Here is a 16,721-nt window from a genome sequence, read left to right on the forward strand (position 1 = left end):
ATGCTTCAGTTTTCTTGCATTTGCGATCATTCCGTATTCACCGATGCCAGATAAGTGTTTAAGGTGTATTGGAAATGTATCAGGATAGCTCCCTCCAATGTGTATAGCAAGATCCCTCCTTATGGCAAAATTGCAACCAATTACATAGTCATCCTGGAGAACTAAACGCTCAGGGCCATGATCTAAATAGGCAAATACTCCATGTATCTTGTCTGTGCCGTAATCATAGATCCAATCAGGTGGCTGCTTATCCCAAAGGGGAACCACTTTACCGCCTACGATGCCCGCTTGTTTATTGTTGTCAAATTCATGCAAGATGGTTTCAAGCCAATCTTTATCCGCAATAATATCGTCATCACCAAAGACGACAATATCACCAAGCGCCTCAAGGATCCCTCTGTTCCTCGCATAATGCAAGCCCTGTCGTTGTTCAAAAATATATCGCCATGAACATTTTGCTAAATCCAGTAAAGAATTTGTCACCTCTTTTGTGTTGTCGCTGGAATTGTTGTCAATAACCAGTATTTCATACTCGGATACTGGAAGGGTCTGATCCAAAAAAGAAGGGATAGATTTAATCAGATATTTGGCCCTGTTGTAAGTGGGGACGATAAGGGATACTCTAACCATGTCACATTTCAAGCCACTCAAGATCTTCCACTTGGAGCACCCTTGTTGCAATCCCGTGTAAAGCTTTTGAATTTTTAAACATTCAAGGGTATAATTTCTGAGGATTTAAGCTAAAGAGCCTAATAATTCATCTAAATAAAGTAAGAATCTTTATTTTATTGAAATCCCTCGTTATCCTGCTCTTAAGTATGGCTATTTTTTCTTACATAAATTAAAATTCCGTGTAATATTTCTGAAAGGATTCGTCTGCAAAAGATCCATAGCGATAAACTTTCCGAACCTTATACTTCTTCCAGAGGAGGTCTAATTTCTCCAGTTTAGAAAGTACAGTTTCCCTTTCTCCTGCTTTTAGAAGCCCTTCTCTATATTTTTTTAAAAAGATATTTATTATCTTTTTGACATTCACACCAGACATTAAAAACCTCACTTCTCTTAGAAGTTATTACACATTATACCCTTTTTCAGATTTCCTCAAGTATCACTTGATGTCGAAATTACTACCCATAACTAAGTTTCCATAGATGACCAGTATCCCCACGAGCATCATGAATTCCTCTGTTTCTTGCAATATATAATCCCTGACTCGGTTCAAAAATATACCACTATGAAGATTTTGTAGATATCATACTGCAATGGGCTATTTATTTAGTATTATCATTGGAATTATTATCTTTAATTAATATCTCATACAGGGATCAAGAGAGGGATTGATTCAGATTAGTGATTTAAATATGCTTTGCGATTAAAAACTCTTTGTATGGCAGAGACAACAATATAATAACTATCTTTTATTGCAAGCTGACTTTTATATATTGCATGCAAAAACCCTATCTTTATATTCTGAGATAGCGGCAGTTTTTTTCGATACTTTCTTAAAAGAGCATTAAAACGTAAATAACTTTCTCCATTTTTAAAATCATTATGGGTTTTTGTGCCTACAATGTATCGAAAATTCCCAAAGGCTTCGTCTACATACAGCACAGAGGCCGCACCCCGGATGGCCCTTAAGAGGAAATCCAAGTCCATGGTAAAATGATCAGTTATATCATATAAACCAATCTTATTATGCAGCGACTTATGATAATAATATGCCGAAGGATTAACCGGAAACGGATTCTTAGACTCATTGCCAATCAACAAATCCGTGAATTTAAGATTAGCAGGTTTATTTATCCACTTTATAGTTCCATCATCACCCCAGACATTACAATTTCCCACCAGCAGGCTTGGTTCAGGCAATGTTTTAAATATCTCAATTATCCTGTCAAAAACCTTTGGTTCATAATAATCATCCGCATTAAGAAAACCCAGTATCTCCCCCCTTGCCATTGCAATACCTTTATTCATGGCATCGGACTGTCCTCTATCTTTTTCCGATACCCAGCGAATATGCGGATATTTCTCTGCATATCTTTTTATAATCTCGACAGTCCCGTCAGTAGAACCACCGTCCACAATGATATGCTCCGCATCAGGACAGTTCTGTTCAATTACATTTTTTATGCAGAATTCAATAAACCGTTTGCCGTTGAAGACGGGAGTGATTATGCTGAGCATAAGTTATGCTGGCTTCCTGTTTATAAATTTGTTCATCAGAGTTGATCTTTAAGATAAAAAGCAATGACGATAAGATAGCAATGAGCATGATGCTATGATTTTATGTATTATTCTCGTATTTTTCAATTGTGGTTTTTAATCCGCCCGATGATTCAATAAATCCCTGTTCGATCAAATAGTTTGCAATAGCATAAAAAGCAGCATGGTAAGCACGTTATGATGCAAAATCGTAATCTCCATCCTCAACTTGTCGTCTTGCCGCAACAATAGAACGTCTGGCCTTGTTTATCATTGTCCGCAACTGATCCTTAAGGACTTTGTCCTGGCTCACAAGGTAATCCCTTCTTTACTAATGTTTATCAAGAGGGGATTGTATTTCTCATGATTCAGTTTTTCTTGTGAAACAGGAAATGCTGAAAAAACGGCATTATACTCATAAAGGGTATCACCTGCCACCGCATCAATAATATCCTTAACCTCTGCAGATGCTTCATCCACAACAACCAAACAGTCGTAGTCAGAGGCGAATGCCTCATCGCCCCTGGCCCTGGAACCAAATAGTATAACCCTTTTTAAACGGATACCTAACTGTTCTCTTATCCTTCTAACAAAATAATCAAGCGCATCATCTTCCATTTTGTGTTCTCTCTCCTTTAATATTCCCGATTAGTAATCTCCGTTTGACCAACTCTTTTAGGCACGGGATTAAGCCATATATCTTTCATTATTTCATCCAGATGTTCAGGATCATTTACTCTGAAATAAAACCCTGATTCAGGAGATTGTTCTATTAAGATTATACTAATGTTATGAACGGGGAGCAAGAATATGACCTCTGAGTCTATTAACTTAACAAAGCCTCTGGATGTTTGTTGGCTATACGTAAAAGCGCAGATGCTGGTCCTGAAGGTTTACGCCGTCCCTGTTCCCACTCCTGAAGAGTTTTTATACTTACACCCATAAGTGCTGCAAAAGCTGACTGACTAAGGTTTAAGTCTTCCCAGATCTTCTTGACATCAGAAGGTAATTCAACCTTAAATCTTTTTCCTTTGCCTTCCTTGATTGCCTTTACGCCCTGGAGGACCTCATGGCCGATATCTCTTTTTTTCATTCCTCAATCTCCTTCCTTATCTCTCGTAAGATACTTAAAGGAGCTTCTATAAATTCCATTATTATTTTCAAAAGTTCGGCATTGCCGTATAATTGTCTACCCCTTGCGTCTTCAGAAACCTAAGAACGTAAACATCTCCCAGGCCATAAAATCACTTTCTACTTCATTACCCACATTATTCTTGATGCAACATTACCGCATCCTTACAACACTGCAAAAAACCTTACCAAACTTCTCCTGTCTTTTCCTGTTATTAGATAACAGTTCTGCTGGATTAGCTTTTTTAGTCACGGGATTAAGCCAGATAGCATTCATTGTTTCAGATAGATGCTCAGGGTAGGCTTACGCAGCAGAAAGCTACGGTTAATAATATTAACTTACTGTCTTTTTGCTTATAATACACGGTAATCTCTTTCTCTTCAAAATATCTCCCTTCCCAATAAGCATTATAGGGAAACACAAAGACTTTTCTGTTAGTTCCTTCTTTAGAATCAGTTGCATTCCAACCATTATTTCAGAAAAAAGCTGTTTATTGAAATACTTTTGTGCGATATTCATCTTTTACCTCTCCATAATTTTCTAACAGATTTTACCTTCTCAATCCCGGGTCTATGGTTTTTTTGTTTCTTCTTCACAAAGCCATTAAATCTGTGCAGTAAGCGTCCCCTTATGCTGTTTTTCTGCAAAGGCTAATTCAAAGAGACAATTAGCAGCTTTGGCAACCTTATCTGCCCCACCTGGCTGAAAATATATCTCACCACAGCCGTGACACACCCATGCCTTTATTCCGGAAAGTTTAACCTTGATTCCTTCTCTTTCAAATTCCTGGGTAATTAATTTATTCTCTAAAGTGCCGCCACACTCCGAGCAAGGCTGATCCATTAATAAACCCTTTTGCTTTTTCATATTTTTTTTCCTCTTTTTGTTGGACTAATCCACCACGGTTTTTGGGGTATATATGCCGTAACAATGTCTACAAAGTCAGACATTGAATAATCACAAATAACGTGCAAGGGGGAAATAGTGGTTTCAGAAAAATGAAAGTTTCCAAATATAAGACACCGATGGTCGTCAGTGTAGTTTTCTATAATATCACCACCTCCTATAATGGATTGAATAATATTCCCCTCGCTAAAACCTTCTTCTATCATATGCCGAACGGCATGAATCCTCAATCTATATTTTCCAGCTTTTACACGCTCCGTGATACTTTCCAATACAGCATTATTAGGGTTACTCTTCAACATTGTAAATACTCATCTCTTTCATTAGGTAAGGAATTAAGGAGATTTATTTTCTGTATTTTTTAAATTTACCAAATCATCATGGATTTTCTTTATCACTATCTTCATCCCGGGAATATGCTCCTTACAAACAGCAAACACCGTCTCAGCATCAATATCAAAATAATGGTGTGTTATGATGTCTCTCATCCCTTTTGCTTTCTTCCAGTCTATCTCAAGGTAATTTGCAAGGAGTTTCGAATCGGTCAGTTTATCTACCTGCTTCAACGCCTCGCCAATGTTTATAAGCTGCATACAAATGCTGTCAAGCTTCTCCAGACCAATGTCATCCTTTAAAAAATCGTCGCTGCATTCAATAGACTGAAATCTCTTTGTGATCTGATCTACTGACCAGTCTAAGTTTTTAAAAACCTCAATGACCAGTTCTATGTCATACATAAATTGCGTCTTTTAAGATCCTCTGTTTCAAGAACTTGTTCATTTTGTCTCTGATCCTTACAACATCAACCTTGCTGCCCATGGCTTCTTCAATAGTTTGTTTGATGCCTATAAGATTAAAGAGGTCAGGGTTATCCATTTCAACTACAATGTCAATGTCACTACCTTCATGTACCTCACCCCTGGCGTAACTGCCAAATATACCAATCTTTTTAATACCGTATTTTTTCTCAAATTCTGCCTTATGCGCTGATATAAACTTTATTATGTCTTCTCTATTCATTATCTACGCCTCTATGAACCCGGAACCCGGCATTTTTGTTAGAGTATCTTATCAAATTTGCGAAGATTGTGCTAAGAAAATCTATGGTAGTCAAGAATATCGCCTTTAACTCTGGACAATGCCGATAAAAGTCTTTTCTTCTCTATTCCTAACAACTCCAAGTCCATAACATCACTTTCTACTTATTAACTCACCTTATTGATGCACCTTTATCGCATCCTTACAACACTGCAAAAATTCCTTACCAAACTTCTCCTGTCTTTTCCTGTTATCAGCCAACAGTTCTGCAGGATTAGCTATTTTAGTCACGGGATTAAGCCATATAGCTTTCATTATTTCAGCAAGATGTTCAGGGTCATTTTTCCTGAAATAAAACCCTGATCCCGGAGATTGTTCTTTGTGTACATCAATATCTGACAAAATTACCGGATGCCCCATAGACTTGGTTTCTTCAACAGTTGTTGACCACCCTTCAAATAAGGACGGATTGATTACAGCTTGCGAACACTTCATCAGATTCATTACATCAGTAAAGGGCACCTGTCCAAGAAAGTATAAATCCTGCGTTACATCAAGTTCATCACAATACTTCAATAATTCCTTGAAATAACCCGGATTTCTATAGTCATTTGTATCGCCTGTCATTACAACATTAACGCGAAAATTATTATTCAATAATATCTTTACTGCATCAAATACAACCTTATGATTTTTATGCTTCCAGAACTGATTAGGAAGATAAAAATACTTTTCAGGAATATCATATCGTTTGAATACTGTAAGATCTTTTTTCTCTATCATTTCTGCAGAAATATCACACACAAACTGAAGTACCCTTACCTTTGACTCATGCTCCGGGAAAAGAGAAATAAAGTCTTTTCTGGCATTGTTACTGCTTACAATTACAATTGTCGCATGCTGAGCTATTTTTTGAAATTCATTATCTCTAATTTTAATTTCTTCTGCTGAAAAATAATCAGGATAATGAATATGCTGAAAGTCAGGTATCCATTCTATTGAAGGAATATAACGGGCCATCAATGGATCGCCAATCTGATAACAGACGTCAATCCCTTTAAGCTTCTTAATATAGGCCGGTTTGATTCTTACAGAGAGATGCATTTTTTTAAGAAGCACTTCGTTGGTATACCAACGAATAGAAAACAGATATGAAGAGTCTGATGCAAAATCCCCTGCAAATTGTATCCTGTCTTTGTATTCAGCATCAACTTTTCCATAATTATAAAACTTCACGGATGGGTCATAAGTCATTACAGACTTATACAGATTAGTTATATAGTTAATGCCGCCCATCCATTCAGAAAAATATGCTGTTGAAACTGCGATTTTCATTTATGAGAAGCTATTGATTTCCGTCCTGCACCATTCTGAATAATTTGCTACTCCTTTTTCTAATGTAACTACAGGGGAAAAACCAAGAGATTGTAATTTAGAAATATCCGCCCTCCAGTTCAATGGATTCCCTGCAGGTATTACGCTATCAAATTCCATCGTTATGTTTAAGTTTAAAGACTTCAAAATCAGTTCCCCAAGTTCCTGAATGGTCGCCTCTCTTCCTGTTGCAAGGTTGTATGCCTCTCCTTCCATAGGAGCCTTTTCTAATACTATACTTAGTGCACTTACAATATCTACAGCATGAATAAAATCCCTGCTTTCTTTGCCGGTTCCCTGCAATTTGAGTTGTCCCTTTATTATTGCCTGCCTGCATATATCCCACAATACCTGTCTTCTAAGTCCTGCACCATAGGCTGAAAATATCCTGACGCTTGCAGTGCAGATTCCAAAGCTCCTTGCAAACTCCAGACATATCTGCTCACACTGAAGTTTGTGAAACCCGTAAGGAGAAATAGGATTTGCCTGGCTTTTTTCAGACACAGGTAGTGATACAGGATTACCATAGACAGCCGCACTGGAAATGAGAATAAATTTACATTGACTTGCATAAAGCCTCAATGAATTTAATAATTCAAAAGTTAGAACAGTGCTTGAATAAAAATCAGCAGCCGGATCACTGATAGAAAAACCAACAGACGCTCTACCTGCACAATGAACAAGAGCGGTAGGCTGATATTCTTTCAGAATATTATGTAAAGATTCATCCGGCAGATTTAAGCAGTAATACTTGTATAAAGCAGAAAGGGGGGCATTCTCAGGTGTAGCAGTGTCAATTCCGATGACTTGCCACCCGTTTTCGAAAAAGTGCTTTGCCGCGTATCGTCCGATAAACCCGGCCACGCCAGTAATAAGTACTATTTTAATCATACCTTATTCTTTTATCTCCTCTAATGGCAATGAATTAATTATTCTCTGTTCTTCTTTTGCCGTCAAATAAAGTAGCTGCCCATTTTCATCACGGAATTCACGAAACTGACCTGAGACAAAACCTTCTTCAGGAGTTAGCTCCTTAACACAATCCGGTTTGAGATCCTTACGGACAAAAAATGCATTGTTTCCGGCTGTATTACAACCTACAAAGGTATAACCTTTCTTATCAGCCAATATACAAATTGCTTTTAAAGACGCACCATAGTAAATCATAGAATAGTGTGCCTTAGAGCGAACGAAACTTGGATCATAGGGAATTGTTACTGCTTTTTTGTAACCGAATCTATGATTATATTCAATTACAACTATTGCAGGATTTATAATGTTAATACATTTCCAAATCCAGTAATCATTGCCATCAATATCAATAGATAAAATACCTATTTCGCCAGCTATTCCGTTATCTGACAGAATATTGTTAATATTATCGACTCGAACAAACTCACAAACAGCCTTCAAATTATATCTCCAGTAAATTGGATCTTGTTTTACATATTTTATGTTATCCTCACTTCCATCTATGATTAAACCAGACCAATTATTATTTACAAGCAAAAACCTGGTATTAGATTCTGTATAATTTTCAACACCAAATTCAACGAATATTTTATTATTAATATTGACTTTTTTAATCAAATACTGGATAAGTCCATCTTCTCCCCACTGTGAAAAGACTTTGAACTCATTATCATTAATATTGTACGATTCTATATTGTTTTGCTGCCTAATTTCTATTCGACCTAATGCCTCTTGAATCCTTGATAATGTATTCTTAATATCATAAATTTCATTTAGAATACGACTTACTAAACTAGCGACGTTGCTTAAATAATTCAGTGGATTCATAATTTTTATATAATAGGTCTTTTCTTGTAATTTATCTTTGTTATGGATAATATTAAATATCCATAGGTTACACAACCCTGCCTATCAGCCCCTAATTTGACATAGAAAGATTACGGTGACTGACATCTGTTGTCAAATACAGTAGGGTGGTATCCCCTATATGACATCTTCATTCGTCCGACTTTAGGACGCCACTGCAGTACGAAACCTGCTATCCCGATATCAGCAACACTTATGGTATCTAGCCTATACTGTTTAAACAATATTTACGTGGGAAACTATCATTCCGGTAAGTACCAACTCATCTGCTGTCATTCTCATATTCTACCAACCCAAGTATTTTTTTAACTTTCATTCCACAAGACCTACATGCGCAGGCTCACTTTTTTGTGATATTCCAATTTATTATCATATTCCTAAACAAATTTAGACTTTACACCTGAATCATAACCTATCATTAGGTTGCCTGCACCCTCTCTATTGCGCTTGTAGAGGCTCCGTAACTGGTCGGAACAATCTGCTATTGTAATCACATAAACTGAAATACCCCTTCCTATCCCAAATAGCAACTCATTTCCCCCTGCAGGCAGTTCTAATAAATACATTTAAATCGCCCCTTCATAATCTATTATCAAGAACAACGTTGACCTTTTCAGCAGACTGCATATCTATCCAGTTGACGGCATCTTGTCGTAGAAGGATCCTATCGTTCATTAACTGGAATCTCTCGTATCATCGTCGCTGGATTACCGGCTACTATAGTATACGCAGGAACATCTTTAGTAACCACACTTCCTGCACCGACTATGGCACCTTCTCCAATGGTAACTCCAGAAAGAATAATTGACATACATCCTATCCATGCGTCTTTCTTAATGACAACATTTTTTTCGGATAAATCTATCTTCCTTGGATGGCCTGACGTAATTATTTCTTTATAATGCAAATGTCTAGCTTCAGCACTTATAGGATGCGTTAAGTTATCAAATATGCTCACATTGTGTGCAATCAAAACTCGGTCTTCAATAATTATGCTCTTTGCCGACCATATTCTAGTGTATTCACCAATGTAGCAATATGTTCCAATGCTTATACATCCTCCATGCACAAAAGTTAACAGCTCACCCCTCACGTGAGTGTAAGCCCCTATTTTAATAAATCCAGCATCGCCTAATAAATTAATTATCTGAGCTGTTGCATGTAAAACAGCCTTTTCATCAAGTACACAACAAGGTGTTTTTTTCATAAATAAACGTCTTATTCGCTCCAAATAATTATTGATGATTATACTTTGCATAGCACTAGTTACTTTTCCTTGGATAATGAAATAGATATCCAGTATTTAACGTATATTTATCAGATATTATTCCATTAGATTCCTGTATCATGAACGGAATGCTACCAATTTCAAGTTAGAGGTGAAAGTATACGAATGTCCTGCAGATGCCATCATCCGTAATTCTTTCACTCTGTTTTATCTTTGGAAATTTGCTTGAGAAATATTTCATAAACTTCTCGAAAGTATACTCGATAGGTATGGATGCATTCCATTCTCTGACATGTTTATCAGACGGGTCAACATATTCAAATATAACCCCTCTTTTTGCATACTTTAAACAAATATCACAGAAGATTTTTACTGGAATGGATTGCGTTATGCAAAGATGATGTGCTATTCCAATGGCCAAAACCACATCAACTTGATATCTTTCAAAGGCACTGCTACCTATAAGGCCCATGCCATAATTAGGCGTTGGCAAAGTAACATTCATATGAACAGGCGTTATATCTAACTTTTTTAACTGTGCAATATTCATAATTGTATCAACGCAATATTCTTCATAGTCAAAAGCCACAACAGAAGAACCAAGTCTTGCAGCCATTTCTGAGTAGTAGCCTTTATTTGCAGCACAATCTAATACCTTTTCAGGTCTTTCCTGAATTAAGATATCGTAAACAAATTTTTGCTTGGTCGTCTTCGGCAATAGAGGGTCTTGTGCGTTATGTGACTGCAGATAATCTGCCCAATATTCCCTATTGCTATTTATTGGTTTATGATTATCCAGCCATCTATCAAGTTTTCTAAAAAATATGGTTGGCTTATCAGCATATCTTTGTAATCTACCTAAAGATCTTAGCAGAAGAGTTTTTAACAAATCTACATCAAATAATTCTAATCCAAAACCAACTGAATGTTGCCTTCTATACTCCAATGAAAACCTTCTCCACCTTGTTGAGGATAGCCAAATCGGAACCCCGAAATATTTTCTAAATTCTGAAAGCCAATCACTAAAAACTTCCTGACTCTTCATTATAGAACCAAAATCAATAAAATAAGGATATCCTTTATAAAACATTATGTTCCAAGGATGACTGTCTTTTAGAATATACCCATATTTACTCAATTCTAAATTAACTTTTATCATTGTTTTCGCAGCTAGCCAGTGCATTTGTGAAGTATGTTCACTGGGATGCGTTTGATATGGCACTTTTTGATGCTCTAATATCAATGCTACTCCAGGAATTTTTATGTCCTGGCAAATCCAAGTCTTAATCAATCCTGAATGAAATATATCAGTAATCCATTTCTTGTTAAGTATTTCGATACAACATTCTGCAGCATAGTTCGAATAAATTGCTCTTAGAACTCTACCATCATAAAAAAATACCCTGCCAATTTCATCTACGATGGAAATATTTGAATAATTCAAATTCTTTTCTTCAAGTACTATCAAGCTGCTTCCCATTTATGTTTGAATAAAACTCTTACTAATCTTGAGTCATTGGCATTAAAGCTTTTTCCTGTCCCGAAATAGTCTGAATCAATGATATCAAGAATAGCTGCACCGGCAATATAATCTTCCATTGTTCCATTACTAAAAAAAGCAATGTTTATTACATAACGGCCTGGCACTAAATTTATCATTTCAGTTGAACAATTAATTTGCCCAGATTCAGGTAAAGACGATGGCAAATCAGTCGTAATTTCAGTGTCAAAACGTGCTATACCTAGACTCATTAGATCATAAACTCCAATAATCACACGAGGATTTTTCACAACTGATTTAGCCTTATAATTAATAAGAAACCTCAAGTTAGACCCAATTGGGAATGGGATATTTTTTTCACCAAGCTGATTCACAACTTCTATTTTTGTGATCTTTATATTACCTTCTCCCTTTCGGTCATTTCTTTTTGAAAGATCTTGCTCAGTATCATTTGAAAAAGACTTAAGATAAGAATTGATTGCCCCTGAAACTTCTCCTTTGAATACAATTCCACCTTTTTCCAACACTATGCCATAGTTACACAAGTTTTCAACCGCTGCCATATTATGGCTCACAAACAACACCGTCCTTCCGCCTTTTGCCACATCCCCCATCTTCCCTATGCACTTCTTCTGGAATTGTGCATCACCTACTGCGAGCACTTCATCCACAATCAAAATCTCCGGTTCAAGATGTGCGGCCACGGCAAAGGCAAGCCGGACATACATGCCTGATGAATATCTCTTAACAGGTGTATCAATGAATTTCTCGATCTCTGCAAATGCGACAATCTCATCAAACTTTTCCTGAATCTCTGTCTTGGTCATTCCAAGGATTGCGCCATTTAAGAAGATATTTTCCCTGCCTGTCAGTTCGGGATGAAAACCAGTTCCCACTTCCAACAGGCTGGCAACACGACCTTTGATCCTGATAATCCCGCTTGTAGGTGCAGTAACTTTGGAAAGTATCTTAAGCAGTGTGGATTTGCCGGCGCCATTACGGCCTATTATACCTAAGACCTCTCCCTGTTTCACTTCAAAAGAGACATCTTTTAGGGCAAGGAAATGGGCGTCCCCATCTGAGTTATTGATGGAATGCTGTGCAGAAATCAGAGAATTCGGGTCTTCCTTGCCGCGCAGCCTGGCCCACCAGCTCTGTACATCTTGATACAGAGTGCCGTGGTTGATGATGCCCAGGCGGTATTCTTTAGTCAGGTTTTCTACGGAGATTACGATGTCGTTAGGCATAGATAAACCCTGCATAGCGCTTAGCGCATAGCGTAAAAAGGCTCAGGATGCTTCTGAATATACTCATTAACATGTTCCTTCTGATTCTCCTTAGTCCCGCTATAATAACTTTTCTCAAGGTCATCAAATGAAATATTTCCGCCCCAACTCCAATTGGCAGGGAGCCTAAGGAGTGAGAATAATCCGACATGGAATTAAGATGTAAGGTAATCAGGTTATCAAGTTCCCCAGTATCAGTAAAAGGGTTGTCACCGGTCAGTCTGACTATATTGTTGAAATTATATTTTTGGGCACACAGATAATATCTCTCCAGTACATTATCCTCACTGCCCCGAAAATATTCTATCCCTTTTGATAAGCAGAATTCCACGATAACGTCATCTTTTTCAAGGATAGTAGTTGCAACAACCAATTTAATCTCGTGTTTTAAAAAGGACAATCTATAGAATATATGTTCAAGCAGGTTCTTTTCTCCGATTTAATTAAGAACCTTCCCCGGGAGTCTGCTTGAACCCATCCGTGCCTGTAGGATAATGCCTGTCATCATGTTATTATGTTGAATTGTTTAATAGTGGTTATGCCCAATTTAATAACTCCACGATTAAACAATTAAATTTTTTTAAATTTACTCTTGCTCTTCCATTTTTTTCATACTTACGACCAATCTTTTACCATTTTCAGTCAGCCTATATCGCTGTTTGCTGCTCTGTGGTTTGTCAGGGATGGTGCGTTCAATAAATCCGCTTACCAATGCAGGTAAAAGATAAACCTTGCGGAAATGTTCTATGTCTTTTAAACCAAGTTCATCCTGCAACTCTTTGCGGCTTATAGGTGTAGCACACAGCGGCAAAAGCCGCATGACTTCCCCGGTAACTTGCGGGGTAACTTGCGGGGTAACTTGCGGGGTAGGCACTTGAAACTTTTCCGCAAACCATTCCGGTGCAGAAAATGTTGTAATCACCGACCCGCTATGTTCAGACCATGCCGGATCAGGAACACCCACCGCACGACATAAATCAATGATTTTAAGTGTCCCTGAACCCCATTGTTCAATAATCCCTGCACGATAAAATACGCTTGCTATTATCGGATTCCACGGACGTGACTCATGGGGTTGAAGTAATTTCTCAGGAGTGATGCCGAAATGTAAGGCTCCTGGATTGGTAACTTCAAGACGGTTGTCATACATCGCTACGCTTACTGCTCCACCTGGGATTGTATAATCGCGATGACATAAAGCATTAGCTATTGCCTCTCTAAGTAGTGATTAAATGTCCGCTTAAAATAAAGAACAGGAGCAATCCATTCTCCCAACTTATGAATAATAACATCTGGCGCCCAATGGTCAATAAGTACTAATATAATTGCGATTCCACGCACTCCATCCAGTGCTGCGTTCCGCATATTACTTCCAGACGCAACGGTTGATAAGGTATCGTTTTCATTAGGTTTCATAATAAACTGGACTGGACAGAGGTTGATTTGTTGAATCAGTAACCACTATCCATCAGCCCGTAATTGTATCTTTGCCTTGTTTCCCTTCTTGTTCAGTTTTTAATACTTCTCCAATATGTCTTTTTAAAACAGGTATATTGTTCTTTAGAGTATCCCACACAGACTCTAAATCTATACCAAAATAATCATGGGTTAAAACATTCCTGAAGCCTATGGCCTCTTTCCATTCAACATCAGGGTATTTGCATCAACAGCCATGCTGTTTTCACAGAATTTTTCAAAATTGAGTTCTTTTGTATACAGTTCTATCTTTTCAATGGCACTCATAATGTCTTCTAAGAAAAGAATATAATCTCTATTTTTCTTAGGCATATTCAACCTCATTGAAAATCGTCTGTCTCAATCGTGGTTTCACCGCTTCTTTAATCACCAGATCAACTCTGCGACCCAATTGCTCTTCCAAATAATATTTCAACCTTATATAGTTAAAAAAGTCCTTATGTCCTTTCTCAAAGATTACAAGAATATCTATATCGCTTTTAGATTTTTGTGTTCCTTTAACAAAGGACCCAAATATTCCTATCTCTTTTACATAAAATGTTTCTTTTATGTAAGTAATATTCTCTATCAATATCTTCTTTACTTCCGCTTTTTCCATCTTACCTCAAATATCTTCCCATTTTATACATCATCAGCCTGTAAGTCCTTGTTTGCTGTCCTTCCTATAACCTGCTGAAAATATTTAGGAGCAATTCCATAGCCAGGTCGTCTAATATCAATATGCTCTCAAATGATAGCTTCACCTTTTTTGACGGCACTAATTATGACAATACTTTTTCTATTATTTATCCTTGTTGTTTTTTCACTATCCGCCCGCCTTTTTATCCCATTTCCTCTCATGACCTCAAACTCTCTTATCATAGGTGCGGTAACTAGAGTGCCGTGGTTGATGATGCCCAGGCGGTATTCTTTAGTCAGGTTTTCTACTCTTATGACTGTTTCTGGCATTACACTGTATCCATAAACGTCTTTTCAATCCGGCTGAACATGATTATCCCGATTGCCAATATTGCAACGGTCATTCCCATGCTCATACCCAGTTGCCAGGGCTGGATTGCACCTGCGCCCAGAAAGGCATAGCGAAATGTCTCAACAATAGCAGCCATAGGATTGAGCACATAGAGCGATTGCCATCTTGCCGGTATCTGGGACATAGGATATACGATAGGGGTTGCATACATCCAGAGCTGTACACCAAAACCGACAACAAATGTAAGGTCTTTATACTTGGTAGTCATAGATGAAATCAATATCCCAAATCCAAGTCCGAGCGCGGCCATCTGGATTAATAAGACAGGGGTGAGCAAGACCCAAAGATTTGGATTGATGGAAGACCCTCTGTAGTAAAAATAGAACATGAAAACCAGAAACAGACCAAACTGAATGGCAAATGTTAACAGGTTTGTGATGACTATTGAAACAGGGATTGCAAGCCGCGGAAAATAGACCTTGCCAAATATCCCTGCGTTGGCGACAAAGGTATCCGAGGTCCTGATAAAACAGTTGGAAAAGTAATTCCATGTCACAATACCCGCCATGTAGAATATGGCCTGAGGCAGGCCATCGGTTGGTATGTTAGCAATCATGCCAAAGACAATGGTAAAGATAAACGTTGAAAATAACGGCTGCAATAAAAACCATAACGGCCCCAGGATGGTCTGCTTGTAGATGGCGACAAAATCCCGTCTGACAAATAGGAGGATTAAATCACGGTAATTCCATAATCCGGGCAGGTCAATATCAAACCAGCCCCTGCGGGAGCGGATTACCGAGGTCCATTGTTCATTTTCCTGTTCGGTTACTAAACCCATACGGTATTATGTTTAATTGCTGAACTGGTAAACTGGCTTCAAAGTATGCATTTACTTAAATATAGCCTTTAACTCCATCTTAAATCCCTTCAAAATCTGAGACTCAAGGGTGTCTGCCTCTTCAAGGGTCTTATGAAGCTGGTAGGTTTTATCTTTAAGGATGTGAATATCTATAGTCTTTTCTCCAGGCACTACAATCCAGTACTCCTTAACACCAAACCTCGCATATAGTTTCTTCTTTTGTATAAGGTCCCGGTAGGCATTGCTTTCTGAAAGTATTTCAATTACAAGATCAGGTGCACCCTGCAAATTCTTATCTCCTATAATATTCGATCTTTCCTTTGAGACAAACAGAATATCTGGTTGGACTACATTTTCATCATCAAAATGTACATCATACGGGGCATAAAAAATTTCTCCAAGGTCATTCTCTGTTACAAACTTTTCAAGTAAAAATTCAATTTTTCTTGATATCCTTTGATGATTTGTTATGGGTGATGGGGTCATAAGTAAATCTCCTTCTATAAGCTCATATCTCACATCATCAGGCGTTTTAAGATAATCATCGTATGTATATTTTTTCTTTTCTATAGTTGATGTTGCCATTGGAAATCTCCTCTGAGAATTTACTTATATTCTACACGCCAGTAATATCTTTCGCAAACAAACATTTCTTTAGTTTAAGAACTCAGTACCTTCTTCACGGCTTTTACAACCTCATCTATCTGCTCCTCTGTCAGTGTCATACCTGACGGGAGATACAACCCCTGCCTTGCAATACGTTCTGAAACTGGATAGTGTTCGCCTTTAAACAGGCCCATTTCATGAAAGACCGGCTGTTCGTGCATGCCGAGGAAAAACGGCCGCGTCTCAACACCTTCTGCCTTTAATTTCCCTGCGAATGACTCTGCATCATAACCGGTAG

At 37.7% G+C, this 16,721-nt stretch carries 23 protein-coding genes and 1 pseudogene; all 24 read right to left on the reverse strand.

Annotated features, from left to right (window positions below; genetic code table 11):
• A partial coding sequence (locus tag IT392_13410) for a glycosyltransferase family 2 protein (protein MCC6545470.1) occupies nucleotides 1-630 on the reverse strand: 630 nt, incomplete at its 3' end.
• A gap of 211 nt (nucleotides 631-841) precedes the next feature.
• The gene (locus tag IT392_13415; protein MCC6545471.1) at nucleotides 842-1,045 is read right to left on the reverse strand and encodes a hypothetical protein; all 204 of its coding nucleotides are present in this window, start codon (nucleotides 1,043-1,045) and stop codon (nucleotides 842-844) included.
• 302 nt (nucleotides 1,046-1,347) lie between these two features.
• Nucleotides 1,348-2,187, reverse strand: a complete 840-nt coding sequence (locus IT392_13420; protein MCC6545472.1) for a glycosyltransferase — start codon at nucleotides 2,185-2,187, stop codon at nucleotides 1,348-1,350.
• A gap of 327 nt (nucleotides 2,188-2,514) precedes the next feature.
• The gene (locus tag IT392_13425) at nucleotides 2,515-2,823 is read right to left on the reverse strand and encodes a nucleotidyltransferase domain-containing protein (protein MCC6545473.1); all 309 of its coding nucleotides are present in this window, start codon (nucleotides 2,821-2,823) and stop codon (nucleotides 2,515-2,517) included.
• 208 nt (nucleotides 2,824-3,031) lie between these two features.
• The gene (locus IT392_13430; protein ID MCC6545474.1) at nucleotides 3,032-3,298 is read right to left on the reverse strand and encodes a type II toxin-antitoxin system MqsA family antitoxin; all 267 of its coding nucleotides are present in this window, start codon (nucleotides 3,296-3,298) and stop codon (nucleotides 3,032-3,034) included.
• 642 nt (nucleotides 3,299-3,940) lie between these two features.
• Nucleotides 3,941-4,204, reverse strand: coding sequence for a YgiT-type zinc finger protein (locus IT392_13435; GenBank protein ID MCC6545475.1), 264 nt, complete (start codon nucleotides 4,202-4,204; stop codon nucleotides 3,941-3,943).
• Nucleotides 4,201-4,545, reverse strand: a complete 345-nt coding sequence (locus tag IT392_13440) for a DUF4258 domain-containing protein (protein ID MCC6545476.1) — start codon at nucleotides 4,543-4,545, stop codon at nucleotides 4,201-4,203. The genes IT392_13435 and IT392_13440 overlap by 4 nt, the downstream gene beginning before the upstream one ends.
• Nucleotides 4,546-4,578: 33 nt before the next feature.
• Nucleotides 4,579-4,980: a DUF86 domain-containing protein gene (locus IT392_13445; protein ID MCC6545477.1), complete on the reverse strand. Its 402-nt coding sequence runs from the start codon at nucleotides 4,978-4,980 to the stop codon at nucleotides 4,579-4,581.
• The gene (locus IT392_13450; protein ID MCC6545478.1) at nucleotides 4,973-5,263 is read right to left on the reverse strand and encodes a nucleotidyltransferase family protein; all 291 of its coding nucleotides are present in this window, start codon (nucleotides 5,261-5,263) and stop codon (nucleotides 4,973-4,975) included. The genes IT392_13445 and IT392_13450 overlap by 8 nt, the downstream gene beginning before the upstream one ends.
• 195 nt (nucleotides 5,264-5,458) lie before the next feature.
• Nucleotides 5,459-6,616 carry a glycosyltransferase family 4 protein gene (locus IT392_13455; GenBank protein ID MCC6545479.1) on the reverse strand — a complete coding sequence of 386 codons (1,158 nt, stop codon included), beginning with the start codon at nucleotides 6,614-6,616 and terminating at the stop codon, nucleotides 5,459-5,461.
• Nucleotides 6,617-7,546, reverse strand: coding sequence for an NAD-dependent epimerase/dehydratase family protein (locus IT392_13460; protein MCC6545480.1), 930 nt, complete (start codon nucleotides 7,544-7,546; stop codon nucleotides 6,617-6,619).
• Nucleotides 7,547-7,549: 3 nt separating this feature from the next.
• The gene (locus IT392_13465) at nucleotides 7,550-8,455 is read right to left on the reverse strand and encodes a hypothetical protein (GenBank protein MCC6545481.1); all 906 of its coding nucleotides are present in this window, start codon (nucleotides 8,453-8,455) and stop codon (nucleotides 7,550-7,552) included.
• Nucleotides 8,456-8,871: 416 nt separating this feature from the next.
• Complete coding sequence (locus tag IT392_13470; GenBank protein MCC6545482.1) at nucleotides 8,872-9,060, reverse strand: hypothetical protein; 189 nt, start codon at nucleotides 9,058-9,060, stop codon at nucleotides 8,872-8,874.
• 98 nt (nucleotides 9,061-9,158) lie between these two features.
• On the reverse strand, nucleotides 9,159-9,701 hold the full coding sequence (locus IT392_13475) for an acyltransferase (GenBank protein ID MCC6545483.1): 543 nt from the start codon (nucleotides 9,699-9,701) through the stop codon (nucleotides 9,159-9,161).
• A gap of 166 nt (nucleotides 9,702-9,867) precedes the next feature.
• On the reverse strand, nucleotides 9,868-11,190 hold the full coding sequence (locus tag IT392_13480; GenBank protein MCC6545484.1) for a class I SAM-dependent methyltransferase: 1,323 nt from the start codon (nucleotides 11,188-11,190) through the stop codon (nucleotides 9,868-9,870).
• A complete protein-coding gene (locus tag IT392_13485) occupies nucleotides 11,187-12,470 on the reverse strand; it encodes an ABC transporter ATP-binding protein (protein MCC6545485.1) in 1,284 nt (427 codons plus the stop codon). Before IT392_13485 ends, IT392_13480 begins: the two co-directional genes overlap by 4 nt.
• Nucleotides 12,463-12,909, reverse strand: a complete 447-nt coding sequence (locus tag IT392_13490) for a hypothetical protein (protein ID MCC6545486.1) — start codon at nucleotides 12,907-12,909, stop codon at nucleotides 12,463-12,465. Before IT392_13490 ends, IT392_13485 begins: the two co-directional genes overlap by 8 nt.
• A 186-nt stretch (nucleotides 12,910-13,095) precedes the next feature.
• A complete protein-coding gene (locus IT392_13495; GenBank protein ID MCC6545487.1) occupies nucleotides 13,096-13,659 on the reverse strand; it encodes a hypothetical protein in 564 nt (187 codons plus the stop codon).
• A 318-nt stretch (nucleotides 13,660-13,977) separates the two neighbouring features.
• Nucleotides 13,978-14,297, reverse strand: a pseudogene (locus IT392_13500) (DUF86 domain-containing protein).
• The gene (locus IT392_13505) at nucleotides 14,290-14,583 is read right to left on the reverse strand and encodes a nucleotidyltransferase family protein (protein ID MCC6545488.1); all 294 of its coding nucleotides are present in this window, start codon (nucleotides 14,581-14,583) and stop codon (nucleotides 14,290-14,292) included. The pseudogene IT392_13500 and the gene IT392_13505 overlap by 8 nt, the downstream one beginning before the upstream one ends.
• Before the next feature lie 128 nt (nucleotides 14,584-14,711).
• Entirely contained in the window at nucleotides 14,712-14,933 is a 222-nt protein-coding gene (locus IT392_13510) for a hypothetical protein (GenBank protein MCC6545489.1), read from the reverse strand.
• A complete protein-coding gene (locus IT392_13515) occupies nucleotides 14,933-15,796 on the reverse strand; it encodes an ABC transporter permease (protein MCC6545490.1) in 864 nt (287 codons plus the stop codon). The genes IT392_13510 and IT392_13515 overlap by 1 nt, the downstream gene beginning before the upstream one ends.
• A 51-nt stretch (nucleotides 15,797-15,847) precedes the next feature.
• On the reverse strand, nucleotides 15,848-16,402 hold the full coding sequence (locus tag IT392_13520; protein MCC6545491.1) for a Uma2 family endonuclease: 555 nt from the start codon (nucleotides 16,400-16,402) through the stop codon (nucleotides 15,848-15,850).
• 74 nt (nucleotides 16,403-16,476) lie between these two features.
• Nucleotides 16,477-16,721, reverse strand: a 245-nt coding sequence (locus tag IT392_13525; protein ID MCC6545492.1) for a DegT/DnrJ/EryC1/StrS family aminotransferase, incomplete at its 5' end; no start/stop codon positions are given.

Source organism: Nitrospirota bacterium (genome assembly GCA_020846775.1).
Lineage (GTDB): Bacteria > Nitrospirota > 9FT-COMBO-42-15 > HDB-SIOI813 > HDB-SIOI813 > RBG-16-43-11.